Source organism: Geodermatophilus poikilotrophus (assembly GCF_900111455.1).
In the GTDB taxonomy this organism is placed as follows: Bacteria; Actinomycetota; Actinomycetes; order Mycobacteriales; family Geodermatophilaceae; genus Geodermatophilus; species Geodermatophilus poikilotrophus.
The window spans coordinates 451,677-477,333 of record NZ_FOIE01000003.1 but is presented as its reverse complement, the minus strand read 5'-3'; the positions used below and the strand labels follow the sequence as shown (position 1 = coordinate 477,333).

General features: G+C 73.2%; 23 protein-coding genes. 6 read left to right on the top strand and 17 right to left on the bottom strand.

Going from position 1 to position 25,657, the window contains the following annotated elements; genetic code table 11:
• Positions 1–18: 18 nt before the first annotated feature.
• Positions 19–348: a tyrosine-type recombinase/integrase gene (locus BMW27_RS09775; RefSeq protein ID WP_175486453.1), complete on the top strand. Its 330-nt coding sequence runs from the start codon at positions 19–21 to the stop codon at positions 346–348.
• 497 nt (positions 349–845) lie between these two features.
• Here BMW27_RS09775 and BMW27_RS09770 read toward each other — a convergent pair whose 3' ends face one another.
• The 5 genes from BMW27_RS09770 to BMW27_RS09755 form a co-directional block, all read right to left on the bottom strand.
• Positions 846–1,625: an MOSC domain-containing protein gene (locus tag BMW27_RS09770; protein WP_091442954.1), complete on the bottom strand. Its 780-nt coding sequence runs from the start codon at positions 1,623–1,625 to the stop codon at positions 846–848.
• A gap of 909 nt (positions 1,626–2,534) precedes the next feature.
• A complete protein-coding gene (locus BMW27_RS23345) occupies positions 2,535–2,672 on the bottom strand; it encodes a hypothetical protein (RefSeq protein ID WP_175486452.1) in 138 nt (45 codons plus the stop codon).
• Between the two features lie 495 nt (positions 2,673–3,167).
• Complete coding sequence (locus tag BMW27_RS09765; RefSeq protein ID WP_091442952.1) at positions 3,168–3,812, bottom strand: RraA family protein; 645 nt, start codon at positions 3,810–3,812, stop codon at positions 3,168–3,170.
• A gap of 42 nt (positions 3,813–3,854) precedes the next feature.
• The gene (locus tag BMW27_RS09760; protein ID WP_091442949.1) at positions 3,855–4,838 is read right to left on the bottom strand and encodes an NAD(P)-dependent oxidoreductase; all 984 of its coding nucleotides are present in this window, start codon (positions 4,836–4,838) and stop codon (positions 3,855–3,857) included.
• A 12-nt stretch (positions 4,839–4,850) separates the two neighbouring features.
• On the bottom strand, positions 4,851–6,176 hold the full coding sequence (locus tag BMW27_RS09755; RefSeq protein ID WP_091442946.1) for an MFS transporter: 1,326 nt from the start codon (positions 6,174–6,176) through the stop codon (positions 4,851–4,853).
• Between the two features lie 211 nt (positions 6,177–6,387).
• On the opposite strand from BMW27_RS09755, the gene BMW27_RS24305 reads away from it, so the two are divergent.
• Positions 6,388–7,926 carry an IclR family transcriptional regulator gene (locus tag BMW27_RS24305; RefSeq protein WP_175486451.1) on the top strand — a complete coding sequence of 513 codons (1,539 nt, stop codon included), beginning with the start codon at positions 6,388–6,390 and terminating at the stop codon, positions 7,924–7,926.
• 1,117 nt (positions 7,927–9,043) lie between these two features.
• On the opposite strand, the gene BMW27_RS09745 is transcribed toward BMW27_RS24305, so the two are convergent.
• Complete coding sequence (locus BMW27_RS09745; protein ID WP_091442940.1) at positions 9,044–9,817, bottom strand: MBL fold metallo-hydrolase; 774 nt, start codon at positions 9,815–9,817, stop codon at positions 9,044–9,046.
• Between the two features lie 79 nt (positions 9,818–9,896).
• On the opposite strand from BMW27_RS09745, the gene BMW27_RS09740 reads away from it, so the two are divergent.
• Positions 9,897–10,517 carry an ABATE domain-containing protein gene (locus BMW27_RS09740; protein WP_091442936.1) on the top strand — a complete coding sequence of 207 codons (621 nt, stop codon included), beginning with the start codon at positions 9,897–9,899 and terminating at the stop codon, positions 10,515–10,517.
• Between the two features lie 83 nt (positions 10,518–10,600).
• On the opposite strand, the gene BMW27_RS09735 is transcribed toward BMW27_RS09740, so the two are convergent.
• The 7 genes from BMW27_RS09735 to BMW27_RS09705 all read right to left on the bottom strand — a co-directional run bounded on the left by BMW27_RS09735 (position 10,601) and on the right by BMW27_RS09705 (position 17,834).
• Positions 10,601–11,137, bottom strand: coding sequence for a DUF4396 domain-containing protein (locus BMW27_RS09735; protein WP_091442933.1), 537 nt, complete (start codon positions 11,135–11,137; stop codon positions 10,601–10,603).
• A gap of 47 nt (positions 11,138–11,184) precedes the next feature.
• Positions 11,185–12,705: an MFS transporter gene (locus tag BMW27_RS09730; protein ID WP_091442931.1), complete on the bottom strand. Its 1,521-nt coding sequence runs from the start codon at positions 12,703–12,705 to the stop codon at positions 11,185–11,187.
• Between the two features lie 890 nt (positions 12,706–13,595).
• Complete coding sequence (locus tag BMW27_RS09725) at positions 13,596–14,072, bottom strand: tryptophan-rich sensory protein (RefSeq protein ID WP_091442928.1); 477 nt, start codon at positions 14,070–14,072, stop codon at positions 13,596–13,598.
• A complete protein-coding gene (locus BMW27_RS09720) occupies positions 14,069–15,508 on the bottom strand; it encodes an SRPBCC family protein (protein ID WP_091442924.1) in 1,440 nt (479 codons plus the stop codon). Before BMW27_RS09720 ends, BMW27_RS09725 begins: the two co-directional genes overlap by 4 nt.
• Positions 15,505–16,803 carry an FAD-dependent oxidoreductase gene (locus BMW27_RS09715; protein WP_217638102.1) on the bottom strand — a complete coding sequence of 433 codons (1,299 nt, stop codon included), beginning with the start codon at positions 16,801–16,803 and terminating at the stop codon, positions 15,505–15,507. Before BMW27_RS09715 ends, BMW27_RS09720 begins: the two co-directional genes overlap by 4 nt.
• On the bottom strand, positions 16,800–17,357 hold the full coding sequence (locus tag BMW27_RS09710; protein WP_091442920.1) for a hypothetical protein: 558 nt from the start codon (positions 17,355–17,357) through the stop codon (positions 16,800–16,802). The genes BMW27_RS09715 and BMW27_RS09710 overlap by 4 nt, the downstream gene beginning before the upstream one ends.
• A 9-nt stretch (positions 17,358–17,366) precedes the next feature.
• Complete coding sequence (locus tag BMW27_RS09705) at positions 17,367–17,834, bottom strand: hypothetical protein (RefSeq protein ID WP_091442917.1); 468 nt, start codon at positions 17,832–17,834, stop codon at positions 17,367–17,369.
• 205 nt (positions 17,835–18,039) lie between these two features.
• Here BMW27_RS09705 and BMW27_RS09700 point away from each other — a divergent pair, with 205 nt between their 5' ends.
• Positions 18,040–21,333, top strand: coding sequence for an ATP-binding protein (locus tag BMW27_RS09700; RefSeq protein WP_175486450.1), 3,294 nt, complete (start codon positions 18,040–18,042; stop codon positions 21,331–21,333).
• On the opposite strand, the gene BMW27_RS09695 is transcribed toward BMW27_RS09700, so the two are convergent.
• A complete protein-coding gene (locus BMW27_RS09695) occupies positions 21,294–21,725 on the bottom strand; it encodes a GNAT family N-acetyltransferase (protein WP_091442912.1) in 432 nt (143 codons plus the stop codon). The two genes, BMW27_RS09700 and BMW27_RS09695, sit on opposite strands and share 40 nt — an antisense overlap.
• Positions 21,726–21,876: 151 nt before the next feature.
• Between BMW27_RS09695 and BMW27_RS09690 the strand changes: the two genes are divergently transcribed.
• A complete protein-coding gene (locus tag BMW27_RS09690) occupies positions 21,877–22,659 on the top strand; it encodes an SDR family oxidoreductase (RefSeq protein WP_091442908.1) in 783 nt (260 codons plus the stop codon).
• Complete coding sequence (locus tag BMW27_RS24565; protein WP_139206865.1) at positions 22,656–23,063, top strand: FAD-dependent monooxygenase; 408 nt, start codon at positions 22,656–22,658, stop codon at positions 23,061–23,063. The genes BMW27_RS09690 and BMW27_RS24565 overlap by 4 nt, the downstream gene beginning before the upstream one ends.
• Here the strand turns inward: BMW27_RS24565 and BMW27_RS09685 are convergent.
• From BMW27_RS09685 to BMW27_RS09675, 3 genes are all read right to left on the bottom strand, one after another.
• Positions 22,982–23,425, bottom strand: a complete 444-nt coding sequence (locus BMW27_RS09685; RefSeq protein WP_091442905.1) for an Hsp20/alpha crystallin family protein — start codon at positions 23,423–23,425, stop codon at positions 22,982–22,984. The genes BMW27_RS24565 and BMW27_RS09685 overlap by 82 nt on opposite strands.
• A gap of 451 nt (positions 23,426–23,876) precedes the next feature.
• A complete protein-coding gene (locus BMW27_RS09680) occupies positions 23,877–24,908 on the bottom strand; it encodes an NAD(P)-dependent alcohol dehydrogenase (protein ID WP_091442901.1) in 1,032 nt (343 codons plus the stop codon).
• Positions 24,905–25,651 carry a DUF4386 domain-containing protein gene (locus tag BMW27_RS09675; RefSeq protein WP_091442897.1) on the bottom strand — a complete coding sequence of 249 codons (747 nt, stop codon included), beginning with the start codon at positions 25,649–25,651 and terminating at the stop codon, positions 24,905–24,907. Before BMW27_RS09675 ends, BMW27_RS09680 begins: the two co-directional genes overlap by 4 nt.
• Positions 25,652–25,657: the final 6 nt, after the last annotated feature.

Genomic DNA, 25,657 nt, shown 5'->3' with positions numbered 1-25,657 from the left:
GGTTCCCCGGACTTGCGGGTGTCGGAGCTGTGCGGACTGGAGCTGACCGACGTCGACCTCGATCGGGAGCTGGCCTACGTCACCGGCAAGGGCTCCCGGCCGCGGGTGGTGCCCTTCGGCGCAAAGACCGCCCAGGCCGTCGACCGCTACCTGCGGGTGCGGGCCCTGCACCCCTACGCCCGGTCGACGCGGCTGCTGCTGGGCCAGCGTGGCCCGATGACGCCCGACGGCGCCCGGGACGTGCTGCACCTCCGCGCCGCCCAGGCCGGCGTCGCCGACGTGCACCCGCACCGGTTCCGGCACACCTTCGCCCACCGGTGGCCGGAGGAGGACAGGAGCGGGACCTGATGATGCTGGCCGGCTGGCGGTCGGACGACATGCTCTCCCGCTACGCCGCCTCCACCGCCGTCGAGCGCGCCCACGAGGCGCACCGGCGTCTCGGGCTGGGAGACCGACTGTGAGCCAGTCCCAGGTCTGAGGTGCGCGCCGACCTCGTAGACCATGGGCAACGGGTGGCCCTGTGGAGCGGAGCGCGGTTCGCAAGCCTGCTCAGCAGGCTTCCGAGAACCTCCAGGGCTTCTCCGGTGAGCCCGCCCGGGTGCTGCTAGTTGACGGCGTCCCAGGACGGGCTGAGGACGGTGCCCAGCGGCCCGAATACGACGCCGGTGACGAGCAGGGCGACCGCCGGTCCCCAGCTGCCTGGCTGTCGAGTACGTGCTCACGGACGCGCTCGCCGACCTCGAGCCGATGTGTGCGGGTGACGTCCCCGAGCGGGGCCACCTTGCAGGCCGGTGGCTCGAGGTCCGCGAGGAGCAGCTGGAGACGGCGGAGGCTCGCCAGGTCGGTCAGCCGACGCGCAGACAGTCACCGACCGCGACGGTCCCCGGCTCGAGCACCTCGCAGTACAGGCCGAAGGTCGCCCCGACTCCGAGCTCGGATTCCCGGCGACCGCGGTAGGCCGTGATCAGGCGGAGCGTCTGCAGGTCGACAGCACCGGAAGCGGGGGCGCGCGTGGTGGCCGCGCAGCGCTTCACCGGGCCACCGCCGCGCAGCACCGCGCCGCCGATCCGCAGGAGCGTGCCACCCCACGAGTCCTCCAGGTGCGGCGTCCCGCCGGAGAACTCGATCAGCATCCGGAAGCGCCGGGGATCGACCGGGGCCAGGCCCGACCGGCGCGCGAGCTCGGCGACGGAACTGCTGCCCAGGATCGTGGCGGGGTGCACGTCGTAGGCGGACTGCCGGGCCTGCACCAGGCGGACCCGTGTGCCGAGCAGATCGGAGAAGAAGGTGCTCCACTGCGGGCCCGCCACGACATCGGCGGCGATGGTGCGCAGGCCCCACATGTCGGTGTCGACGGCGCCGGCGGAGTCGACGGTGCCGGCGCACAGCACCTCGTCGCCGCGGACGACCTCGAGGCGGCGGCTGTCCTGGTCGTACTTCGCCGCCAGGGGCAGCAGCTCGGCGTTGGCGGTGCAGCTCTGGAGCCGCCCCTCCTCGTCGGTCAGGAAGAACTGCCGGTCGCCGACGGCACCGTGCGTCGTCAGCTCGATCGAGGAGGGATGGTCCAGCGCGAGACCCTTGATCGGCGTGGTCGACAGGCGGACGACGCTCAGTGCGGCCGGCATGCCCGCACCCTTCCACGCACCCGCCGCTGGGCGTTCGGAACGGGCCAGCAGGGTCCGACCAGGGACAACCCCGAGGACGGTTGCCGTACCCGGCGCCGTACTCACGCAAGAGACGGGCCGGCCCTCACGGCCGGCCCACCTCTGACCTGCGGTCTCACTGTCGGGCTGACAGGATCCGAACCTGCGACCCCTAGATCCCTGGTCACATCCGCCCGGTTCGCCGTCGTCCGCGATTGTGCCTTCCTCGCAGGTCAATGGCTCTATGGTGTCCGCGGTCGTCCGCCCCGATCCGCTGCCATGCGGACCGCGTTGCTGTACTTCTCCCCCGCACCTGGGCGTGTCGGCGGGGTGTGGTCATCATGCTCGTAGCGGACCGCCCGGTCCGACGGCGGCCGGGTCCGCGCGGCGTTGCGACGATGCCCGTCGCCATGTGCCTGGTGTCCACGACGCGGACCGGGCCGATCCAGACCAGGGCCATCGGCCAGCGGAATCGCACCCGCGTCGGCGGGCGGCAGGGCCACGCTCGACCGGGTCCGCTCCTCCTCGGGCAGCGCCGCCAGGACGTCGAACGGGCCAGCCGGGTGCCCACCCCGAGCCGCATCGCGGTGTCGATTCCCGCTGACGTCGCGGTGCCCAGTCGACCAGGAACGGCGTCGCGGGCGGGGAGCACCGTTGGAACGGCAGTGGAGGGGCGGAGCGACGGTGCCCACGCCGACGACTCTGGCCAGCCCGGAGGGCCGGGGAACTGACTTCGCCGTGCGCTGGCATCCGCCCGACCGAAGTCTCGCGGTCAGCCGGCGACGGCGAGGGCGGTGCTGCGGTCGAGGTCGACGGTGAGCACGCTCGGCAGGCGCAGCAGCCGCGCCTCCAGCAGCTCGGCGCCGTCGGCGTCGGCCATGGTGTCGATGCTCAGGCGCCAGCCTCCTCGGCCTCGAAGCGGGTGAGTGAGTACGCGCGGCCGGTCAGCAGGGTGAGCACCCGCTGGACGCAGGGCAGGTCCGCGGCGGTGATGTGCAGCTTGACGGGTGACAGCGGAAGGGGGGACATGGCGTCCTCGACGAGCCCAGGCGGCTCGAGGTCGGCGGGGTGCTCTCGACGGCCAAGCCTCGGACCCGCCGACCGAAAGTCAGGAGCCGGCGGGCCCGCAGGGAATCTGCTCAACTGCCACGGACGAACGGTACGACCTGCGGTGGTCGCCACGCCAGCGTGCAGGGAGGCCCGGACCGGGTGCCGACCTCGCTGATCTGGCAGCTCTCGTCGGCCTCGAGCCGGTGCACCGGGTTGCGGTACCGCCACGGAAACGCCGCTACCGTCCCCGCGTCCAGCTCCTAGGCGGCGCAGGAACGCCGGACGGCACTCTCACCACGGTCGGCGACCAGCACCTTGGGGAACATGGCGTTCTCTCACAGGACGTGGGATCGAGGCTGCGTTGCCGGGTCGTGGGGCGACGTGTCGCCGTGCGGATGTCGGACAGCGGGGCCCGGTCCGGGCAGGGTGCGGTCTCGTCGGGCACATCCGACGCCCGCGCACGACTCCTGAGCGTCAGGCTCGTCCGCGGGCGGCCAGGATGCGGCGGCGGAGGGCCTCCTCCTTCTCGATGACGCGGTCCACCTGGTCGGCGGCCCAGTCGGCCCGGTGGTGGGGCACGACCACGACACCGTCGGGGTCGGTGACGATCAGGTCGCCCGGGGAGACGACGACTCCGCCGACCGCGACGGGCGAGCCGATCACGCCGGGGCCGTTCTTGAACGGGCCGGCGGGTGTCGCCGCACGGGCGAAGACGACCAAGCCCTGAGCGGCCAGGGTCTCCGCGTCCCGGACAGCGCCGTCGACGACGGCGCCGACCACGCCCTTGGAGACCATGATCTCGCCGATCAGGTCACCGAGCAGGGCGCGGCTGAGGTCGCCCTGCCCGTTGATCACCAGCACGTCGCCGGGCCGGGCGTCGTCGAGGGCGCGGTGGATGGCGAGGTTGTCGCCGGCGCGGGTGAGGATCGGCAGGGCGGTGCCGACGAGCCGCGTGTTGCCGGTGAACGGCCGGAAGCCGCCGTCCATGACGAGCAGCCGGTCGAAGACGTCGCCGATGTTGGCCGCGGGCGCCTTGGTGAAGCGGTCGAGCAGGTCGGGAGCGAGACGCTCCCAGGGGTCGGCGAGGGTGAGGTTGTCGGTGGGGGCGTCGATGAACATCGGGATTCCTCGGGTCTGAGTCGGATGGGCGCCGTGCGTGGTTCAGGCGGCAGGCACGCGCACGGTGTTGAGGTGGTTGTCGGGGACGTCGCCGGCGAGTGCCTGGCGGATGCAGGCGAGCGCGGCGCGGCCGACCTCGCGCAGGGACTCCTCGGTCTGGCCGGCCACGTGCGGGGTGACGATGAGGTTGTCCAGGGCGTCGATCGGCACGGCGTTGTGCGGCAGCGGGTTCTTCATGTCGACGGCCTCAGCCTCGAGGACGTCGAGTGCCGCTCCCGCGAGGTGGCCGCTGCGCAGGGCGTCGACGAGCGCCGCTTCGTCGACGAGCCCGCCCCGTGACGTGTTGACCAGCACGGCGCCGGGGCGGAGCGCGGCCAGTGCTGCGGCGTCGACGATGTGCCGGGTCGTGTCGGTCAGCGGCACGTGCAGGCTGAGCACGTCGGAGCCGGCGAGCAGGTCGTCGAGCGCGACCTTGCGGGCGCCCAGTGCGGCGACCTGCGCGCTGTCCAGGACCGGGTCGGTGACCAGGACGCGCATGCCGAACCCGCGGGCGATCTGCAGGACCAGGGATCCGATGCTGCCCAGTCCGAGCAGGCCGAGCGTGCGGTCGTGCAGCTCGAAGCCGGTCAGTTCGGCCTTGCTCTCCGACCAGGAGCCGGTGCGGGTCCGTCCGGCAGCGGTCGGGATCTTGCGTGCGAGGGCGAGGGTGAGGGCGAAGACGTGTTCGGCGACGGCGCGGCTGTTGCGGCCCGGGGTGGTGGTGACCCAGACGTCGGCGTCGGAGGCGGCGTTCAGGTCGACGTTGTCGTGACCGACCCCGTGCCGGGCGATGATCTTCAGCTGGGGCGAGTTGGTGATCTTCTCCCGGTCGAAGACCTCGCCGCGCAGGAGCACCGCGTCGACGGTGTGCTGGACCTGCTGGTAGGTGACGGCGGCCGGGCCGTAGCCGAGGTGGATCTCGCCGAGTTCGCCGAGTTCGGTGAGCACGTCGTCGTGGACGGGGTCGGAGACGTAGATGGTGGTCATGGTGGGTCCTTGTCAGCGGTAGAGGTGGCTGGCGGCGGGGGCGGTGTTGCGGCGGACGGCCAGTGAGATGACGGCCAGGCCCAGGGCGCCGGCGAAGACGAGGATGTAGGCGGGGATGAAGGTGCTGCCGGTGGCGTCGCTCAGCCAGGTGGCCAGGTACGGTCCGCCGCCCCCGCCGACCACGGCGCCGACGCTGTGTCCGAACGCGACTCCGGTGTGCCGGACCTTGACCGGGTAGAACTCGGGGATGATCGAGTAGGTGCCGGCCTGGCACAGGGCGTAGGGGATCATGCCGAGCGCGAGGCCGAGCATGGCCAGACCGACCGAGTGCTGGTTCATCAGCACGAACGACGGGATGGTGATGACGAGGTAGGCCAGGTAGGAGTAGGTCAGCAGTCGCTTGGCGCCGATGCGCGTGCCCAGCAGCCCGCACACCGGGATCAGCACGGCGGCGATCAGGACGGCGACCAGCACGATCGTCGAGGCGGCGGCTTTGGAGAAGCCCAGGACGTTGGAGAAGTAGACCGCGACGAACACGGTGCCGACGTAGGTGCCGATGTTCTGCACCAGCGAGATGGAGATGACCTTCGCCAGGGGGGCCTTGTAGTTCCGGAACACCTCGGCGATGGGCTTGTCGGTGGTGCGGTGCTCGGCCTTGCTGGCGACGTACTCCGGGCTGTCCTCGACCTGCAGCCGCAGGTACAGCACCAGCGCGGCGAGGGGGATGGCGAGCAGGAACGGGATCCGCCAGCCCCAGGACTCCATGGCCGGACCCGGCAGCAGCAGCGCGACGATGGCGGCGACGCCGGCTGCGGCGCCCTTGCCCAGGTTGCCGAAGCTCGGAACGAAGGAGATGTAGAGCGACCGCCGGTCGGGAGTCGCCCACTCGCGGATGTAGCTGGCCGCTCCGCCGATCTCTCCGCCGGTGGAGAAGCCCTGCATCATCCGCAGGACGATCAGCAGGATGGGCGCGAGGACGCCGATCTGGGCGTAGCCGGGCAGCAGCCCGGTCAACCCGGCCGCGGCACCCATCAAGATGATGCTGGCGATCAGGCTGGTCCGCCGCCCGTGGCGGTCACCGAGCCAGCCGAAGAACATCGCGCCCAGCGGCCGGACCAGGAACGCCGACCCGAACACCAGCAGGGTGTTGAGCAGGCCGATCGCCGGGTCGTCGCTGGGGAAGAAGACGACGGCAAGCGTCGCGGCCACGTAGCCGTAGACGCTGAAGTCGTAGTACTCGATGAACGTGCCGAAGACGGCGACACCGGTCGCCTCCTTCGCCTTCGCCCGCCGCTCCGGCGTCACCGGTGGAGCGGACGCGAGATCGGTTGTTGCCATGACGGCTCCTTCGCGGCTGACTAACCTTGGATTTTGGGACACTGTCTCATCTTGTACGGTCGAGTGTGTAAGGAGTGCCACAGCGGTGTCAAGACTCGATGGAGAGCGGACCCCCTCGCGGCCGTCCCTGGTGATCACCCGGGCGCCTAGGCTCGTCCGGGTCAGGCGGCTTGCTGCACTGCCGGAGCGGAGCAGGGAGGACGACGATCGCGTGAGCGCACAGGAGCACGCCGAGGGCTCGGTCGCCGGCAATGACCGGATCGTCGCCGTCCTGGACGCATTCGTCACGCGGCCGATCGGCGACGGATGGGGGGTGCGCGAGCTGGCCGACTCCGTGGCCGCCAGCCGCAGCACGGTCAACCGGATCCTGCAGGGCCTGGTCGACCGCGGACTCGCTCGCGTCGATGCGAACGCCACCTACTCGGTGGGTCCCCGGCTGCGGGTCCTGGCCAAGGTGCTGCACGACCGGCACCCGCTGCTCCGCGGTGCGCTGCCCGTGATGGACGAGCTCAGCCGGACCGCGGACGCGACGGTCATGCTCGCCGTGCACGGCCCCCGACCCGACGCCGCCTTCATCGCGCTCCTGCGTCAGCAGCCGGGCCCGATCCGGTACCACCTGGAGCCCGGGATGGAGCTGCCGCTGCACGCCGGGGCCGCGGGTCGCGCGATCCTGTCCGAGGTCGGCGTCGACGTCCTCCGAACTGCGCTCACGCGCTACAGCGAGGACACCGTCGTCGATCCGGCGCAGCTCGACCCCGACCTGCGGGCCGCCCGGGAGGCCGGCTACGTGATCAGCGTGGGCCAGCACATCCCGCTGGCCGCCGGAGTCGCCGCCCCGCTGCGGTTCGGACCGGACCTGGTCGCCGCGGTGTCAGCCACGCGCCTCCGCCACAGCACCACCGACGCCGACCTCGAACGCCTCGGGCCGATCGCGCGCAAGGCGGCTGACGACATCGCGGACGCGGCGCGCCCGGCGACCTGGACCGAGCGGCCCGCCCGCCCGTCGGGTGCCGACAGCACCGCTCTCGGGCGGGTACAGCGACTCCTGGAGATCCTCGTCGCCGAGCCCTCCGGCGCCCCGACCGGCATCGAGCTGGCCCGACGCCTGGGCGCCAACGAGGCCACAGCCGCCCGGCTACGGGCCACAGCGCTGGCGTCGGGACTGGCAGTGCCGACCGCGGGCCGCCGCATGGCAGCCGGTCCGCTCCTGCTGCGGTGGGCGGCCAGGATCGGACCCGACTGGAACATCGCCGACCTCGCCGGTGACGCGCTGCAGGCCCTCGCCCACGCCAGCGGAGAGACCGTCGGCCTCGCCGTCTTCGACCCCGAGACCGTCACCGCGACCCTGGTGGCCGAAGCCGGCGGAGCCCGACCCGTCGAGTACAGCCTCGGCGTCGGGTCACCGATCCCGCTCCACGCCGGCGCCGCCGGCAAGGCGATCCTGGCGCACTGCCCCTCGGAGGTCGTGCGCGGTCAGGTCCTCCAGCCCCTCACGCCCCGGTCGCCGACCAGCCTGGAGCAGCTCGAGAGGGATCTGCGGCAGATCCGCGAGACCGGGTGGGCCCAGGCCGAGGGCGAGCGCATCCCCGACGCCTTCGGACTCGCGGCACCGTTCTTCGCCGACGAGGCCGTCGCCGGATCTCTCACGTTCACCATCCCGCGCTTCCGCGCCGACGAGGTCGACATGCCGCAGCTGGCCACGATGCTCACCCAGGCGGCACGACAGATCACCGCACTGCTCTCCGTGTAGCCGCAGCGTTCCCCGGCCATCCCGCTCGCGCGGAGCCCGGCAGCGATTGCGGTGACGCGACCGGTACGGGCGCGGTGCTCAGCGCCGTGGGGTCGCGTCACGACTGCTGTCGTTCGAGGAGGTGCCCGCAGCGGGCGCAGAGGCCGTGACCCGTCAATTCGATGCGCAGGACAGCTCACGAGCTGGAATGGCGCTGGACCACAGGCAGCTGCTGCGGGCCCGGACGGTGCGGACGTCCACATGGTCCACGAGCTGTTCTGAACGCCCTCGTCGCGACCGCGAAGCCCTGCACCCACCTGATCGTCGGCGCCGTCCGCGAGGTGTGTGCCCCTTCCCACCCTCCACCGGCTGACTGCCACGACGGTGGCGCGGTCTGGGACGCGGGGAACGGCAGCAGGACCACATCGCTGACGAGATCGATCCCGAGGCCGGAGTCGTGCCGGGCGAGGCGGCGCGAAGGCGTGACGAACAGTTCCTGCGGACCCGGATCGAGGAGGCCCTCGACGGGCAGTCCGCGCCGGAGGGAGTGCGGACGGAGCTGGAGACGAGGAACCCGACCGAGGCGTTCGCCGACTGGGCCATCCCGCAGACCTGCTGGTGGTTGGGCGGCTTCTCGGCACCTCCTGACCGGGTCGGTCGCGAGCCAGCCCGTCGACCACGCGCCCTGCCCCGTGACCGTCGTGCCCGGCGGACCTCCACGGCACACCGCGTACTGACCTGCCGAGGGGACGCGGCACCTGCGGGTGATCGTGCGGCGCGACGAGGGAGCCCAGGGCGTGCGGTGCGCGGCGCCCCGGCGCTGCACTGGTCGGACGTCGCCCTCGACGCCGGGCTGCGGCTCCGTTGGCTGCTGACGTGCCCCGCTGCGCGCGAGCGGCAGTCGCTTGCGCGGAGGGCGGCCGGCGTACCCGTGAGCCGCTCCAGCCCCTGACGTGCCGTGCAGTCCGGTTCCTCCGGTGGGTTCCCGCACTGCAGACCGTGGGTGTACTGCCAGGCGGGAACACCCCTCGGCCCCGAACTCGCGTCGACGGGCACGGGACCCCTGGCGAGCGGCCGCCCGCCGGACACCTGAGCGGGCCGCCGCTCGTAGTGGTCGCCGGCGACCTGTGGGCCGGGGTCAGCCCAGCTGCAGGCGGTCGGCCAGTCCGGCCGCGACGAAGGCGGCCACGACGTCGTCGCGGCTCTCGGTGAAGTGGCCCCAGCTGTCGCAGTGGGCGGGAACCACCTGACGGGCGCCGAGGATCTGAGCGGCCTCGGCAGCCTGGGCGCTGTCGATGGTGAGCAGTGCGCCGTCGAAGAAGGGGGTGCGCACGGCGCCGACGAACAGGACCGCGGTGTCCACCGGACCCACGCGCTCGGCGATCTCCCGGACCAGACGCAACGACGCGTTGTCCCCGCTGACGTAGACGGTGGGGAGGTCGGTCGCGGTCAGGACGAAACCGACGACCTCGCCGGTGACCGGCTCGCAGCCCTCCGGGCCGTGCAGCGCCGGGGCGGCGGTCACGGTCAGGGTGCCGCCGTCGGGGCGGATCAGCTCCACGGCCTCCCACGGCGCGAGGCCCCGGGCGGTGCCGGTGCCGCCGAGACGGCCGGCGCCACCGGTGGTGGTGAGGACGACCGGGACGTCGGCGAGCAGGGCACGGCCGGCGTGGTCCAGGTTGTCCGGGTGCTCGTCATGGGACAGCAGCACCACGTCGACCGGCCCCAGGTCGGCGGGGTCGATCGAGCAGGCGGCGGTCTTGGTGAGGACGAGGTCGCCGAGGGGGTAGTCGCCCGGGGCGTCGAAGGTGGGGTCGGTGAGGAACCGCAGGCCTCCGTACTCGATCACGGTGGTGGGGCCGCCGAGGACCCGGACGGGGATCTGCGCGGCGGTGGAGCTAACGTCGGTCAAGATAGTACCTCACGGCTGGAGATGGGGTTTTCCGTGAGCCGACTGTAGGCTGCTCTCACGGATGGGAGCAAGGGGTACCATGAGAACCGTGTGGGAGGCCGCGGGCGCCGAGGCTGTGCAGCCGGCCCTGCCGCCGGCGCCGGGGGCCGAGCAGTACGTCGCCCTGGACTTCGCCGACAGCGCTGTGGCTCTGCCCGGCGGCCAGTTCACCGATGCGCTGGGCACTCCCGCGGCGGCGAACCGGTGGCTGACCGAGCACGGGCTCGCTCCGGCCCACGCCGGGTTGCAGGCGATGTGCGCGGCGCAGCTGCGCGCGCTCCGCGAGCAGGTGCGCACGCTGCTGGCGTCCCGCATCGACGGTCATCCCGCACCGCCCGCCGCTCTGCAGGCGGTCAACGACGCCATGACGCGCGTTCCCACCGCCTCACTGCTGCGCTGGGACGACGTCCACGGTTTGCATCGCGCCGCCGCGCATCCGACCACCCAGATCCTCGACCATGCCCTGGCGGCCCTGGCCGCCGATGCAGCCGAGCTGCTCACCGGCCCCGACGCCGAGCAGCTGTCCGCCTGTGGCTCCCCGCCGTGCAACCGGTACCTGCTGCGCACTCACGGCCGCCGTCAGTGGTGCTCGGTCCGCTGCGGCGACCGTGCCCGCGCGGCCCGCGCCTACGCCCGGCGCAGCCAGCTCAAGGGCGCCTGACGGGGCCGTCCGGCGCAATTGGGGTGCCGCCGGCCCCGGTCGGGTGGACTCGTGCCGTGGGGGTCGCCGCGGTCCGGCGCGGCTCAGTGCTGGGGGTGCCCGTGGCCGTGCTCGCCGGCCGGTCGCTGCTGGTCCCACTCGTGTCGGGCGCCGTGGTGGGCGTGCACGACGGCGTGGCCCTTGCCGCGGCCGATGAGCCAGCGGTTGACCGGCACGGTGACGATGAAGGCGACGGCGAGCGCGAACGCCAGCGAGCCCCAGAACAGCCAGCTGGCCAGGCCGGCGTCCATCGCGCCGGGCACCAGCAGCATGACCGCGTTGTCCACGATCTCCATGACGGTGATCGAGACGGTGTCGGCGGCCAGAGCGACGGGGATCGCCGCGCGCAGCGCGAGCCCGGAGCGCATCACCGGGCCGATGGTGAATGCGTAGCCGAACACGAACGCCAGCGCGACGGCGAGCACGATGGTCTGCGCGTCGGACCAGCCCAACGCGGTGCCGACGACCATGCCGAGGACCTCGCCGATCGCGCAGCCGGTGAGGCAGTGCAGCGTGGCGCTGATCGCCAGTCGGGTCAGGGCGGCGCCGGTCGGGCGCCCCTGGTGCACGGAGTGGTCCATCGGTGCTCCTCGATCGGTCAGGTGGAGTGTGAGCGGGTACCCGGCCGTCAGGCGGCGGCCCTGACTGCGTCGGCGGTGTCGGCGGTGCGCTGGGTGCCCCGGGTGGCCACGGTCGCGGCCACGAGGACGGCGGCGGCCAGCAGCAGGCCGGCTCCGGTGAGGAAGCCGGTGGTGTAGCCCTGCGCCAGCGCCTCGCCGGCCCGGGCCACGGCGCCGGGATCGTCGACAGCCAGGCCCTGCTGCAGCACCTGCGCGGCACCGGGCAGCTGCTCGTCGGCTGCGGTGGTGGAGACGGTGGTCAGCACGGCCAGGCCGAGCGCGGCGCCGATCTGCTGGGCCATGTTGACCAGCGCCGAGGCGACGCCGGCCCGGTCCTCGGCGACCCGGTGCACGGCAGTCAGGGTCAGCGGCACGAACGCCAGCCCGAGGCCGAACGAGGTGAGGAACAGCGCCGGCATGACGTGGCCGGCGTAGGAGGAGTCCCTGGTCAGCGTGGACAGCCAGAACATGCCACCGGCGGCCAGCACGAGACCGGGCGCGGCCACCACCCGCGGCGCGAGGCGCTCGACCAGCTTGGAGCTGGTGCCCGAGGCGAGGATGATGCCGGCGGCGAAGGGCAGGGAGGCCACGCCGGTCTTCAGCGCCCCGAACTGCAGCACCTGCTGCAGGAACAGCGCCAGCAGGTAGAACGAGCCCATCAGGCCGGCGCCGATGAACAGGATCGTGGCGTAGGAGCCGGCCCGGTTGCGGTCGGCGAACAGGCCCAGCGGCAGCAGCGGCAGCGCGGTGCGCGCCTGCAGCATCAGGAACACGGCCAGCAGCACCGCGGCGACGGCGAACGCGGCCAGGGTCAGCGGGTCGGTCCAGCCGTGCTCGCCGGCGCGGGTGGTGCCGTAGACCAGCGCGACCATCGCGCCGGTGCCGCTCACCGCACCTGGGGTGTCCAGCCGGCCGCGGCCGCGGCCGCCTTCGGGCAGGGCGCCGGTGCCGGCGAGCACCGCAAGGCCGATGGGGATGTTGATGAAGAACACCCACCGCCAGTCGAGCAGGCCGGTGAGCGCCCCGCCGAGCAGCACGCCGGCGACGATGCCAACCGCGGACATGGCGCCGTAAACGGCCATCGCGGAGTTGCGTGGCTTCCCGATCGGGAAGGTGGTGGCGATCAGTGCCAGCGCGTTCGGGGCGGCCAGTGCTGCGCCGAGTCCCTGCAGGGCACGGGCGGCGATCAGCAGTCCCGTGTTCGGCGCGAGGCCGCCGAGCAGCGACGCGGCGACGAAGACAGCGAGTCCGATCCGCAGCACCCGCCGCCGGCCGAACAGGTCACCGACGCGCCCCCCGAACAGCAGCAGCGCGCCGAAGACGAGCACGTAGGCGTTGATCACCCACGGCAGGTTGGCCGCGGAGACACCGAGGTCGGCCTGGATGCTCGGCAGGGCGATGTTGGCGATGCTGTCGTCGAGGACCAGCATCAGCTGCGCCGTGGCGATCACGAGCAGAGACAGGCCCAGCCGGCGGCCGGCGGGGGAAGCCGCGGAGGTCTGCGACCGGTCGGGCGATGCGGCTGACATGGGACAACTCCTGCTGCTCGTAGGCATGATGGATACCCCCTGGCGGTATCCGTCACAATGTTTACCCCCTAGGGGTATCTTCCGCAAGCAGCAGTGAGCGGCGTCACGACCGCTGGGCGCCGCCCCCGGGCCCTGCTGTGTGAGGGCACGCAGGCGCTGGCGAGTGGCCTCGGCCGGGGGGTTGTGCAGCAAGCTGTTGCACAACCCCCCGGCGGCTACAGGCCGCCCGGTCCGGCGGCGGCGGGGGATCAACTGCGCTGACACCCGCTTGTTCGTGAGGGAAGGGTGCAGCCGCACCATCGAACGATCTCGTCCCACCGGCGCGCTACGTTTCGGCCCTGTCCACGAAGCCGCGCACACCGCGTTCCTCCTCCACTGCGGAGGCCGCCGGTGGGACAGCTCCCACTTCACGGCGCCCAAGTCCCCCTCGTACACCTGAAGAGGAGAGGCGCGAACTCCCGGCGCCCCGAGGACCAGGCCGAGTAGGCAGCCCACCGTCATCAACGCCTGTGAGCTGACCCCTGGGAACCCGCCCGTCCCTACGGGGTCGACTTCGGCCCGCCGTTTGACACGACCAACCTCGGCCGCGAGCCGGTGCCCGACGACCTGCCCGGCACGCCGTCGCCGCGTGGCTGCCCGAGACCGCCGAGCCTCGACCGTCGGCACGCGGCTGCACGGAGGCGCCGGTTCTGCCGGTGGGTGGTCACTGGAGGAGAGCTGGAGGTCGCTCCGTCCGACGGCATCGGGACTCCCGCGCGCTCCCTCACGGTCGGAGATCCTCGAGGCGTGGGCGCTGGCGGTCGGACCGCCGCTCCTGCCGGGGCTGTTGCCCTCCCGGCCTGGACGTCGCCTCGAACAGTCACTGGTCGATGACCGTCGTGACCACTCGGTCACGAGCCGGCGGTCACGCCTGTCGGGTTCAGTCGCCACAACCGGTACATCCACGGCACGTCGTAGAGCAGGACGTACAGCGTGTACGGGGCCAAGGCGTGGCGCGACCGCGGGTCCTCCCAGACCGACCGCTGGAGCGCCACGAGCGGAACGAGGAAGACGCACAGGCTGGTGAAGCCGGCGGGAGCGCTCCGGCGGCCGAAGAAGGCGCCGTTCCAGGCCTCGTTGCCGACGAGGACGGCCACGCTCCATGCGGTGCTTCTGGCGTCGCGACGGTCGATGCTCCGTGCCAGCACGTAGCCGATGATCCCGTAGTAGACCGCACCCACGACCAAGAAGGCAGGTAGCGGCATCTGCCAGCGCGGAGCGGTGAGGCCACGGAACCAGGACATGGCCGCTCTGCCGATGAAGGCGTTCCCCGCGACCGCGGCGATGCCCGTCCAGGCGCCGGCCCGGACCATCGACCGCCGCTTCACGGCACCAGGCCTCGAGGCCGCTGCGCCGCCTGCTCGACCCGCCTCTTGAGCGCCTCGTTCATCGCGGTGAAGGCAGGCAAGGTGCTCCGGTCCAGCGACGCAGCGACGAAGGGGACGAGGACACCGCGGAAGGTCTCCTGGTGGACCAGCCGGGTACCACCAGCCTGCGGCTGGAGGAGGAGGACGTGCTCGGCGTCCACCAGCCCGGGCATGCCCAACGTGCCGCACCACCGCAGCTCGCGGTTGACGGCGACCTCGACGAGCCGGGGGCGGAGCGTCATCGCCCGAGCGCCCACCGGCTGCATCGTCAGGGTCAGCCGGCAGCCCGGCTCCACCACTCCCTCCGCACGCACGATGAACGGGTTCCACGTCGGGTACGCCGGGAGGTCGGTGAGCACCTCCCACACCCGGTCGGGCGTCGCCTGGATGTCGACGTTGGTGGACAGTCGCTTGGACATGGCGTTCTCCTCCGGTGGGTCGACGGGTGTTGCGGAACGGGGCACCGGTACGTGGTGCCGAGCACGTGGGCCTCCCGGCGTGGCCGGCCAGGCGAGGCCGTGCGCTGGGGCAGCGGAGACACCGGAACCCGCAGTGCGGCGCAGCCGGGCCCGGGTTGCGGCCAGGACGACCAGGCCCAGGGCCGCGCTGGCCAGCAGGTGCACCGGGCCCACGGTCTCGTCGGGGTACAGCAGGGGCAGGAAGCCAGGACCGCCGAACCCGCTGCCGTGCGTCGTCGCGTTCCCCGCCGCGTGCACCAGACCGACGACGAACAGGCTGCCGGTCCGGTCAGCGACCCAGCCCTGCAGGAACCGGAACGGGACGGCCGTCGCGGTGATGAACAGCAGGACGACCATCCCGCCGAGCCAGCCGTTGCCCGTCGTCATGGAGGCGTGCTGCAGCGCGAACAGCGGTCCGGTCGCCAGTGCGGCCCGCACGGGCCCGTGCCGATCCTGCAGGCGGGTCTGGAGGAAGCCCGTCCAGGCGACCTCCTCCGCCCAGTTGGTGGTGAGGAACCCCAGCAGCAGCTGCACCAGCAGCCCGGAGGCCAGGGCCGAGGCCAGCACCCAGCCGGTCCGCTCCGGCGGCCCGAGCAGGGCCACGGCCATCGCCGTGGTCGCGAGCGGGACGACGACCAGGACCAGGCCGTACCAGCGCACGGGCACCCGCACCCGGACCGTGCGTTCCCACAGCGCCCTGACCCCCGCCCGCCCGTCGACGACGCGGGTGATGACGACTGCCGGCAGCAGCAGTCCGAGCAGGTTGGCCACGACGACGAACGGAGCCGTGGGCAGGTCCACGCCGTACCACGCGCGCGCGACGACGGGTTGGAAGGCGATCGCCTGCCCGACGGAGAAGGACCAGGCCAGGAAGCTCGCGAGGGGGTGCCGGCGGATGACGCCGACCAGCCTGCTCTCCCGCGTGGCGACGGCGGTCACCGTGGACTCCTCGCCGGGACAAGGACCGCGGACGCCGCATGCGTCGGGAACGCCACGTGCTCGTTGCGGATGCCGATGGCCATGAAGCGGGAGAACAGCCGCAGCAGCGGGGGTACGCGGGACATGAGGCGCAGCGGGACCGGGACCCCGCGCGGCGGAACCGGATCTCCGGCGGCTCCGAAAACCTGTCGCTGGACGGCGCGCTGCACCAGCTGGGTGACCCGTGTGGGGAGGTCGCGACGGCGCTGCACCCGTCGGAGGTCCCGTGTGGTGACCGCACCTGCGCGCAGCGCTGGGACGAGGGCGTTGGCCGTGGCCACGGCGTCCTGGATGGCGAGGTTGATCCCGATCCCTGCGACCGGGGACATGGCGTGGGCGGCGTCACCGATGAACAGCAGCCCCGGCCGGTACCAGCGGCGCAGCCGGTTGACCCGGACCTCCAGGAAGCCGGTGTCGTCCCAACTGCGCAGGGCCGTGCGGACCCGGTCGCCCAGGAACGGCATCGCTCGCTCCACGTCGGCCCGGAGCGCCTCGATGCCCGCCGCCCTCAGTGACGCCACCGTGCCCTTCGGCATCGTGTAGGCGCCCTGCCAGTAGCTCCCCCGGTCGATCATCGGGAGCAACCGGCCGGGCACCAGCCGCGCGAAGGACGCCTGCGGATCCCCTGGGCTCTTGGGGAGGCGGTACCAGAGCACGTCCAGCGGGGCGCCGAACTCGACGACGGACATGCCGGCTGCTCGCCGCACCGCGGAGTGGCGCCCGTCCGCGGCGACGGTGAGCAGCGCACGCAGCTCCGCCTCGGTGTCGTTGCCGTCCGTCCGCCGGTAGCGGACCCCGGTCACCGTGCCGTTCTCCTCGATCAGGCCCACCACCTCCACCCGGCGGTGGAGGGCGAAGGAGGGGTACCGCGCGGCCTCGGTGGTGAGGAAGTCCAGGAACTCGTACTGCGGCACCATCGACAGGCACTGGAAGCGGCCCGGGAGCCGGGTGAAGTCGCCGAGCGGGATGGACCCGTCGTCGGTCATCAGCGTGATGTTCGTCGTGCGCTGCTGGGGCAGCGCCTGGAAGCCCTCCAGCAGGTCGAGCTCCGCCAGCACCTGCATCGTCGAGGCGTGGACCGTGTCCCCGCGGAAGTCACGCAGGAAGTCCGCGTGCTCCTCGAGGACGACGACGTCGATGCCGGCGCGGGCCAGGAGGAGTCCGAGCACCGCCCCGGCGGGGCCACAGCCGGCGATGCAGACGGTGCTGGCCGCGGGTGGGGACTGCGGGGCCATGGCGTCGTCCCCGCCGGTCACGAGGAACTCGACGACAGGACGGGCGGGGACGACGGCTCCGCCGCGGGCTGCTGCCGGTGCGCCCGGAGCCGACGCAGTCCCCAGAGGACGGCGGCGTCGCAGACCAGCAGCCCGACCAGTCCAGGCACGGTCATCGCCCATCCGGTGCCGTCGCCCACGACGACGCCCCAGAGCAGCTTCCCGCCGGCCATGAGGTTGAGGAGCGCCAGACCCCAGAGCACCGACCGCCGCCAGAAGGCCAGGCAGTAGGCGCCGAGGGCGAGCGGAGCGAGCAGCGCCTGACCGGACTTCTGCAGGTCCCAGGTCCCGGTGAGCCACTCCCGCTCGAAGTCGAGGAACTGCAGGATCTGCGGATCGGGCTGCGCAGGCGCCGGGAACCAGAAGATGCTGGTGGCCAGGGCGACGAGGGTGCCGGCGATGCCCCAGCCGCTGCGCCGGTGGGCGAACCACGCCAGCGGCAGCAGGAAGAGGGGCCGGATGTACCAGCTCAGCACGTTGGCGTGGCGATCGAACGCCCAGTCACCGAAGTCGGCGAGGAGCTGAGCGATGTCCATGACGCTCTCCTAGGGACGGGTCGGCGCGGGTTCGCGGAGGTCGGAACGGGGTGCCGCCGAGGCGGAGGCGGCGGACAGCCTGGAGGTCAGGACCAGCAGCGCGACGGCGGCCAGGCTGACCGCGGCGAGCGACGTCGACTGCAGGACCCGGTCGGTGGTGCTCGGGAGCACGGACACGTGCGCCTGGTGGTGGAGCTGGTGCGGCAGGTCCATGACGACCACGGCCAGGCCGACGGCGCGGGCGACCCAGACCACCCCGGTGAGCAGCGCGACGAGCGCGACGGTGCCGACGGCGAGGTTGCCCAGACCGACGTCGCGGAGCAGGTGCTCGTTGTAGGGACCATCCGGGCTGACCCAGTGGTGTCCCATCCCGGGGAAGTCGGCGTAGAAGGACGCCGGGAAGACGGCCTGCCAGAGACCGATCACCAGTCCGAAGAGAGCGAACCACCCGAGCAGGAGCTTGACGGCGAGACGCATGGGGGCCTCCGTGGGAGACGGGATCGAGCGGGGTCGGTGCGTTCCCGACATCCCGGGGGAACCGTCGGGCCCGGCCCTTGACGGATCGTGGGCGTCCGCTTGACGGGGCCTCGAGCGAGCACGCCGCCGAGGGCCGGAGATGCGGCCGTCGCGGGGCAGGATGGTCCGACGGCGAGCCCGGCGGGGGCGGAGAGGCGGGTGGGCGGTGCAGTTCGACATCCTCGGGCCGCTGCAGGCCCTCGACGCGGGACGGCCACTGGTCCTCGGGCGACCCAAGCAACGCGCCGTTCTGGCGATCCTGCTGCTCCACGCGGGCACGGTGGTCTCGCTCGACCGGCTCGTCGACGAGCTGTGGGGCCCGCAGTCACCGCCGCAGGCCCTCGCGTCGGTGCAGGCCTACGTCTCCCACCTGCGCCGGCTGCTGGAACCGCAGCGTGCGCCCGGCGCCCCGGCGACGGTGCTCGTGAACCAAGCGCCGGGCTACCGCATCGTGGTCGGCCCCGACGACCTCGACGCCGCCCGCTTCGAGGCCCTCGCACGGACGGGACACGACCTCCTGGAGCAGGGGCAGGCACCGCGAGCGGCGGAGACGCTGGAGGAGGCCCTCGGGTTGTGGCGCGGGCCGGTCCTGGCCGACCTCGCCGACGCGTCGTTCGTGCAGGCCGAGCGGGCCCGGTTGGACGACCTCCGGCTGACCGCGCTGGAGGACCGGCTCAGCGCCGACCTCCGCATCGGCCGGCACACCCGCGTCGTCGCCGAGCTCGAGCAGCTGACGGGTGAACACCCGTTCCGGGAGCGTCTCCAGGGCCTCCGCATGACCGCCCTCTACCGCTGCGGACGGCAGGCCGAGGCGCTGCAGAGCTTCCAGCAGTTCCGCGTGCAGTTGCGCGAGGAGCTCGGCCTGGACCCCGGCCAGACGCTCCGGGACCTCGAACGGGACGTCCTGCGCCAGGCCCCGGCACTGGACTGGACAGCGGCTCCCGCCGACCGGCCCGGCGCACCCGGGCCCGTTCCCGCCGCGGCGCAGGACCGGTCCCGCTCCCACGTTCCGACGGCCGACGCCGACGGCCCCGCAGCACCCGGGAGCCTGGTGGGCCGCGACGCGCACCTGCAGGTGGTCGACCGGGCCCTGGCCGGGACGGCGACCGGCCGGGGGCGGATCGTCCTGGTGGCGGGCGAGCCCGGGATCGGCAAGACCCGACTCGCCGAGGAGGCGACACGGCGCGCCCGCGGGGCCGGGGTCACAGTGGCCTGGGGCCGGAGCGACCCGGACGCCGGGGCCCCGCCGTTCTGGCCCTGGACGCAGGTGCTCCGCGACCTGCTCGACGACGGCACGGGCGGGTCACCTGCGGGCGAGCCGGACGCCGACACCGCCGAGCTGGCCCGCATCCTGCCGGAGCTGGCGGACGGGGAACCGCGGGCCGCCGCACCGGTGGTGGACCCGGAGGCGTCCCGCTTCCGCCTGTGCCGGGCGGCCACCGCGACGCTCCTGCGGCTGGCCCGAGGACGACGGCTGCTGGTGGTCCTCGACGACCTGCAGTGGGCGGACATCGCCTCGCTCCGGCTGCTGGGGCACCTCGCCGCGACGCTGGCCGACGCCCCCGTCGTCGTGCTGGTGACCTACCGGGACCGCACCCTCGACGGCGGGCAACCGCTCTCCGACACGCTCGCCGAGCTGGCCCGCACGGCTCCGGTCGACCGGCTGGAGCTGACCGGACTCGAGGTCGCCGACGTGGCCCGGGTCATGGCGTCCCACCTCGGCACGGACCCCGACGACGCCCTGGTCCGGCTGGTCAGCGACCGCACCGGTGGCAACCCGTTCTTCCTCCTCGAGGTGCTCCGCCTGCTCGGCACCGGCGGCCGGCCGGAGCGGACCCCGGGCGAGGCGGCGTCGCTGGTCGCCCAGGAGGTCCCCGCGGGTGTGCGCGACGTCCTCCGCCGACGGCTGGGCCGGCTCCCCGACCAGACCCGCACCGTGCTGCTCGTCGCCGCGGTCGTCGGTCAGCACTTCGACCTGGACGTCGTCCGTGCCGTGACCGGGCTGGACGACGACGATGCGCTCGCCGCCGTCGAGCTGACCGTCTCGGCCGGCCTCGTCGTCGAGGACGCGGGGACGGTGGGCCGCTTCCGTTTCACGCACGCGCTGATCCGCGAGGCGATCTACGGCGAGATCAGCCGCGCCCGCCGGGCCCGGCTGCACGCCCGGGTGGGACAGGCACTGCTGGACCACCGCGGCGACGCGGACTCCGTCCTGCAGCTGGCCCAGCACTGGTGGCTGGCCGCACCGGTGGTCGACGCCGAGCACGCGGTCCCCCACGTGGTCGCCGCGGCCGAGCTGTGCCTCGCCACCTATGCCCACGAGGAGGCCGAGCGGCAGCTGCGCCGCAGCCTGGACCTGCTGGCCGCCGCGGCGCCCTCGGCTGGACGCGACGCCTCCGAGCTGGGCGTGCAGCTGCGTCTCGGCACGCTGCTGGTGCAACTGCACGGCAGCGGCTGCGAACACGCATGGACCAACTTCAGCCGAGCGCGTGAGCTGGCGGACGAGCTCGGCGACCGGTCCGCCCTGCTCGCCGCCTGCCGCAGCCTCTACGAGGTGGCCTTCGCCCGGGCCGACCACTCGGCCGCTGCCGCCCTGGCCGAGGTCATGCTGGACATCGCCAGGAGCAGTGACGACCCGGCCGCCCTCGTGGTGAGCCACCTGGCGCTGGGTCGCACCCTGTGGTCGCAGGGCCGGCTGGCCGCTGCCAGGGACCACCTCGAGCAGGGCCTGCAGGTGGCGGACCCGGTGGACGGCCGCCAGTTCCTGCCGCCGAGGACCGTGCTGCAGCTGCAGCTGGCCGCGGTGCTCACGTCCCTCGGAGAGCCGGACGCGGGGATCGAGCTGCTGGCGACGGCTGTCGAGGAGTCGCGCGGTGGATCCCCCTTCGCGCAGGCCCTCACCCTCACCGGAGCTGCCCTCGTCTCCGCCATGCGCCGCGACCCGCCGGCGGCGCGGGAGTGGGCCACCGAGACGTTGGAGTTGGTGGAGCGCTGGAACCTGCCGTGGCCGGCCGGATACGCGGCCGTCGTGCTGAGCTGGGTACGCGCGATCGAGGGCGATCCGGTGAACGCGATCCCCGCCTTCCGGGCCCACCTCGCGCGGACCGAGGCCGGCGGCACCCAGCACCTGGTCGGGTGGGGTCTCGGCCTGCTGGCCGAGGCGCACCTGTGCAACGACCAGCCCGTCGAGGCCCTGCACCTGCTCGACGACGCACTGGCCCGGGTCGCGCGCACGGGTGAGCGCTCCTACGAGTCCGAGCTGCACCGCCTGCGGGCGCTGTGCCTGGTCGCGCTGAGGCCACCGCGCTCAGAGCTGGCCCACGGGGCTCTGCTGCGGGCGGCCGCCGTCGCCCGCGAGCAAGGGTCCGCCCTGCTGCTGCGGCGCGCCATCGAGACGTGCCGGACCATCGGGGCCCGTCGTCACAGCGGTAGCTGCGACCACCCCGACGCGCAGCTCTGAGCTCGCTCGCGAGGGACGAAACCGACCCGGGCGAGCAGCGCCGCGACCCGGCGGTCGCGGACGGGTGGCGCGGTGATCGCCTCGACGCCCGACGCCCGGAGCCGGTCCGCGACCTCACAGAGCAGCCGCCGCTCGAGCTGGCGATCGTGGTAGGCCGACGACACGGCGAGACCGCACAAGCGAGCTGTCGTGGCGTCCACGGAGCGGACCACCGCCACCCCGGCGAGGCCACTGGTCGTCGTCGCGGTCAGGTCGCACAAGCCGTACCAGACGCAGGCCGCGTCGTGGTCGTCGAGACCGCAGCCGGGCAGCAACCGTGCGGCCTGTCGCCGCTCGGGATCCGCGTCGAGCCGCCGGAAGACGATGCCGGCCGGTGAGCCGCGTGGGGTCATCGTCCCTCCCAGGGCCGAGGTGTCTCGGCCCGACGGTGCTCGCGGTGGTTTGACGCCCGCTTGACGCGGCGCAGGTGCGACGAGCCAACCGACCGTCAAGGCCCGGCGGCAACGCTCCCCCCACCAACCAGCCCTGACGGAGGGGTGTGCGATGACCAGCGTGCTCGTCACCGGCGGCACCGGACAGCTCGGGCGCCAGGTGGTCCGCGCCCTGGCGGCCGACGGCCACACGGTGCGGATCCTCAGCCGGAGGCCGGCCGCGCCGCCGGTGCCCGGCGCCGAACTCCTCGTGGCGGACCTGAGCACCGGAGCGGGTCTGCGCCAGGCGGTGGCCGGGACCACCGCGATCGTCCACTGCGCCACGGACCCGCGGAGGTCCGGGACGGTCGACGTGGGAGGGACCGCGCGGTTGCTGGAGGCCGCCCGCGACGCCGGCCGACCGCTCGTCGTCCACGTCTCCATCGTCGGCATCGACCGCGTCCCGACGGACTACTACCGGTCCAAGCTGGCCGCCGAGGAGGCCATCGGGCGGTCCGGGCTCCCGTGGACCGTCCTGCGCACCACCCAGTTCCACGGGTTCGTGCTGCAGCTGCTCGACCGCATGACCAGGCTGCCGGTCGTACCCGTGCCGCGCGGGTGGCGGGTCCAGCCCATCGACGTCGACGAGGTCGCCGGGCGGCTGGCCGACGCCGTGGTCGCGGGCCCGGCGGGCAGGCTGCCCGACCTGGGCGGACCGGAGGTCTTCCCCGTGGTCGACCTCGTCCGGAACCGCATGGGCGAGGCACCGCGTCGACGGCCGGTCCTGGAACTCCCCCTGCCCGGCGCGGTCGCCGCCGCCCTGCGAGCCGGCGCGAACCTCGTCCCGGGGAACCGCAGCGGTGGCCGCACCTGGCGGGAGTTCGTCGCCGGCCGGCCCCAGCCCGTGGAGAGATGACGACCATGACGACCAGCACGGAGGTCCTCGTCGTCGGCGCCGGTCCGACCGGGATCACGCTGGCCTGCGACCTGCGCCGCCGCGGCGTCGACTGCAGGGCGCTCGACCGCGAGTTCTCTGAGCAAGGTGGGTCACCCCCCTCTGCCCTACGTGTCGCTCCCTGTCCGTCCGACGCGTCGCCGGGGCCGCGCCTTCGGCGTGGGCCGGGCTGGATGACGAGCCCTCGGTCCCCTCCGGGTCGGCGCCGTGGCGTGCGCCGACCCGGGAGGAGTCCAGGACGTCCCGGGGGACGGCTGGATCGTCGGCGGGAACCGCCGGTGGATCAGCTGCTGATCTCGATGCGCCGCGGCTTGGCCTGCTCGGGCTTGGCCACGCGCACGGTCAGCACGCCGTCGTCGAGGTGAGCGGTGACCTCGTCCGCGTCGACGTCGGCGGGCAGGGTGACCGAGTACTGGAACTGCCCCACCCGGCGGGTGCGTCGGCGCAGGATCCCGGTGCGCTCCTTCTCCTTGATCTCACCGGAGACGGTCAGCTGCCGGTCGGTGAGCTGGATGTCGATGTCTTCGCGCTTGACGCCGGGCAGGTCGATCTCGACGACGTAGGCGTCGTCGGTCTCCTCCACGTCAGCCAGCGGGGCCCAGCCGTGCAGATCGCCGTGGAGGTCGGCCTCCCACAGGGAGTTGACGCGCTGGGTCAGCTCGTCCAGCTCGCGGAAGGGGTCCCAGCCGGCGACTGCGCGCGGCCGCGAACGGACAGGCAGTGTCATCTGAGTCAGCCTCCTCTCGAACCGGAAGGGTGGACTGCGACTGTGGAGTAGTCGCAGCGGCACTCGTTCAGACCTGCAGTGCTCGCTGTAGATTCCCGGCCGGTGACGGTGACCGGCGGCTGCTCGTGCCGCTTGCCGCCGACACGAACTCGCGAGCCGCCGCCGAGGCGCCCCCTCACGCTCGAGCCCCACGGCCAGAGGGTCCGGTACTCCCTCCAGTGGCTGGCGGCGCACGGGCCGCTCGGCTGTGCCGGACGAGCTGACCGGCACGCGGTCGCGGCCTGGCCGGCCGATCTCGTCGACGCGCCGAACCTCCACGGTCGCCACGCGGCTGCACCGGGATGCGCCGGTTCTGCCGGTGGTCGCGTGCCGACGGTGGACACGACGTCGCCCGACCGGCCGTCCACGACGGTCTCGTCGCCGTAGCGCTCGGTGAGCTGGTGTGCCTCGGTCATGACGGCGCCTCCTCGGACTGCTGGGCGGCGGCCGACGGCGCGAGTCCGGTCCCGGCGGAGCTGAGGCGGAGGACGACGTTGCCGCGCTTGTGCCCGGTGTCGACGAAGCGGTGCGCCTCGGCGATGTGGGCGAGGTCGAAGGTGCGGTCGCGGACCGCCCGGAAGGCGCCGGCCTCGGCGAGGTCCACCAGGACGGCCAGGTCCTCGGCGGTGAGCTCCCCGACGTCGGCGGTGACCCGGTGGCCGGTCCGTCGGCGGCGCAGCGGTGCCCGCAGGATGGCCGGCAGGTCGGCGGTGACGAGCAGCAGCGCGCCGCCGGGCTCGAGCAGGTGGGCGACCCGCTCGTACGGGGCGTTGCCGACGCAGTCGACGATCACGTCGTACGCGGTCGACGCGGTGGTGAAGTCCTCGGTGGCGTACTCGATCACCCGGTCGGCGCCCAGCGAGGTCACCAGCTCTCTGTTCGACGCGCTGCACACCGCGGTCACGCGGGTGCCGGCGTGCGTGGCGAGCTGCACGGCCGCGGAGCCGACCGCTCCCGACGCCCCGTTGACCAGGACCGTCGCACCTGGCGCGAGATCGGCCTGCTGCAGGAAGCCGCGGGCCGTCAGCCCGCCGAAGACGAGCGTCACGGCGTCGTCGAAGGACATGTTCCGCGGCTTGTGGGCGAGGGCGCCGTCGGCCCGGATCCGGGCGTACTCGGCGTGCCCGCCGAAGGCCGCACCCAGCATGGCGACCACTTCGTCGCCGGGGGCGAAGCGGGTGACGCTCCTCCCGACGGCCTCGACGACGCCGGCGGCGTCCATGCCCAGCACGCGGCGCTTGGGACGCAGCAGCCCGATCCCGGTCGCGGCGAGCAGGCCGAGTCCGCGGGGCACCTCACGGCTGCGGGCGCGGTGGTCGGCGGCGCTGACGGTGCTGGCGTGCACGCGGATGAGGACGTCGTCCGGGCCGACCGTCGGCCGCGGCGCCTCCTCGACGCGGACGGTGTCCGGCCCGCCGAACCGGCGGTAGACCGCGGCCCTCATCGGATGGCCTGCGCGGGCGGCAGGGCGGCGACGGCGGACGGCCGGAAGCCCTTGACGGTCAGGTAGACGCCGAGCGAGAACTCCCACACGGCGATCGGGATGAAGGCGACCGCGGCGAACGGCGAGACGCGGTCGATGACGCCGAAGAAGATCGCGATGTCGGAGGCCAGGAGCAGCGGGGCGCCGAGGAGCCCCAGCGTGGGCAGGATCCGGGGGACGAGGCCGGACCGGTACAGCACGTAGCCCAGGCACAGCGCGTTGAAGACCGGCATCAGGCTCTGGGACAGCAGGAACGTCGAGTCGTAGGTCGCGACCAGGGTGTGGCCGGTCGTGACCAGCGAGCCCTGGTCGGCGCCGGGGGTGCCCGCGACGTCGTCGCGCAGGGTGACGAGCGTGTGGATGTTCACGACGCCGACGATGATGAGACTGCCCTCGACGACCCGGGCGGTGACGAACCCGAGGGCGGCCGTCTCGCTCACCCGCTTGGTCACCGGGAACAGCACCACCGCGGTACCGATGCCGGCCAGGGCGACGACGACCTCGGAGAAGGACCCCCACAGCACGCCGGTGGCACTGCCGGTGCCGAGGACGAAGGCGGCGCCGTCCCGCACGGGCTGGAACGCCATGAGCGTGGGGACGGACACGAAGGTGATCAGGTAGAGGATCCCGGCGGCGCGGGAGGTGCGCCGCATCGGGTCGACCGGGGCCGTGCTCGACGGTGCGCTCGGGATGGTGGTTGCCATGGCGGT

Bases quoted from the DNA above. Each gene is read 5' to 3' on its own strand.
- BMW27_RS09770 (WP_091442954.1), bottom strand. From the start codon at position 1,625: ATGCCGGCCGCACTGAGCGTCGTCCGCCTGTCGACCACGCCGATCAAG.
- BMW27_RS23345 (WP_175486452.1), bottom strand. From the start codon at position 2,672: ATGTCCCCCCTTCCGCTGTCACCCGTCAAGCTGCACATCACCGCCGCG.
- BMW27_RS09765 (WP_091442952.1), bottom strand. From the start codon at position 3,812: ATGTTCATCGACGCCCCCACCGACAACCTCACCCTCGCCGACCCCTGG.
- BMW27_RS09760 (WP_091442949.1), bottom strand. From the start codon at position 4,838: ATGACCACCATCTACGTCTCCGACCCCGTCCACGACGACGTGCTCACC.
- BMW27_RS09755 (WP_091442946.1), bottom strand. From the start codon at position 6,176: ATGGCAACAACCGATCTCGCGTCCGCTCCACCGGTGACGCCGGAGCGG.
- BMW27_RS09740 (WP_091442936.1), top strand. From the start codon at position 9,897: ATGAGAACCGTGTGGGAGGCCGCGGGCGCCGAGGCTGTGCAGCCGGCC.
- BMW27_RS09735 (WP_091442933.1), bottom strand. From the start codon at position 11,137: ATGGACCACTCCGTGCACCAGGGGCGCCCGACCGGCGCCGCCCTGACC.
- BMW27_RS09730 (WP_091442931.1), bottom strand. From the start codon at position 12,705: ATGTCAGCCGCATCGCCCGACCGGTCGCAGACCTCCGCGGCTTCCCCC.
- BMW27_RS09710 (WP_091442920.1), bottom strand. From the start codon at position 17,357: ATGGACATCGCTCAGCTCCTCGCCGACTTCGGTGACTGGGCGTTCGAT.
- BMW27_RS09705 (WP_091442917.1), bottom strand. From the start codon at position 17,834: ATGCGTCTCGCCGTCAAGCTCCTGCTCGGGTGGTTCGCTCTCTTCGGA.
- BMW27_RS09695 (WP_091442912.1), bottom strand. From the start codon at position 21,725: ATGACCCCACGCGGCTCACCGGCCGGCATCGTCTTCCGGCGGCTCGAC.
- BMW27_RS09690 (WP_091442908.1), top strand. From the start codon at position 21,877: ATGACCAGCGTGCTCGTCACCGGCGGCACCGGACAGCTCGGGCGCCAG.
- BMW27_RS24565 (WP_139206865.1), top strand. From the start codon at position 22,656: ATGACGACCATGACGACCAGCACGGAGGTCCTCGTCGTCGGCGCCGGT.
- BMW27_RS09685 (WP_091442905.1), bottom strand. From the start codon at position 23,425: ATGACACTGCCTGTCCGTTCGCGGCCGCGCGCAGTCGCCGGCTGGGAC.
- BMW27_RS09680 (WP_091442901.1), bottom strand. From the start codon at position 24,908: ATGAGGGCCGCGGTCTACCGCCGGTTCGGCGGGCCGGACACCGTCCGC.
- BMW27_RS09675 (WP_091442897.1), bottom strand. From the start codon at position 25,651: ATGGCAACCACCATCCCGAGCGCACCGTCGAGCACGGCCCCGGTCGAC.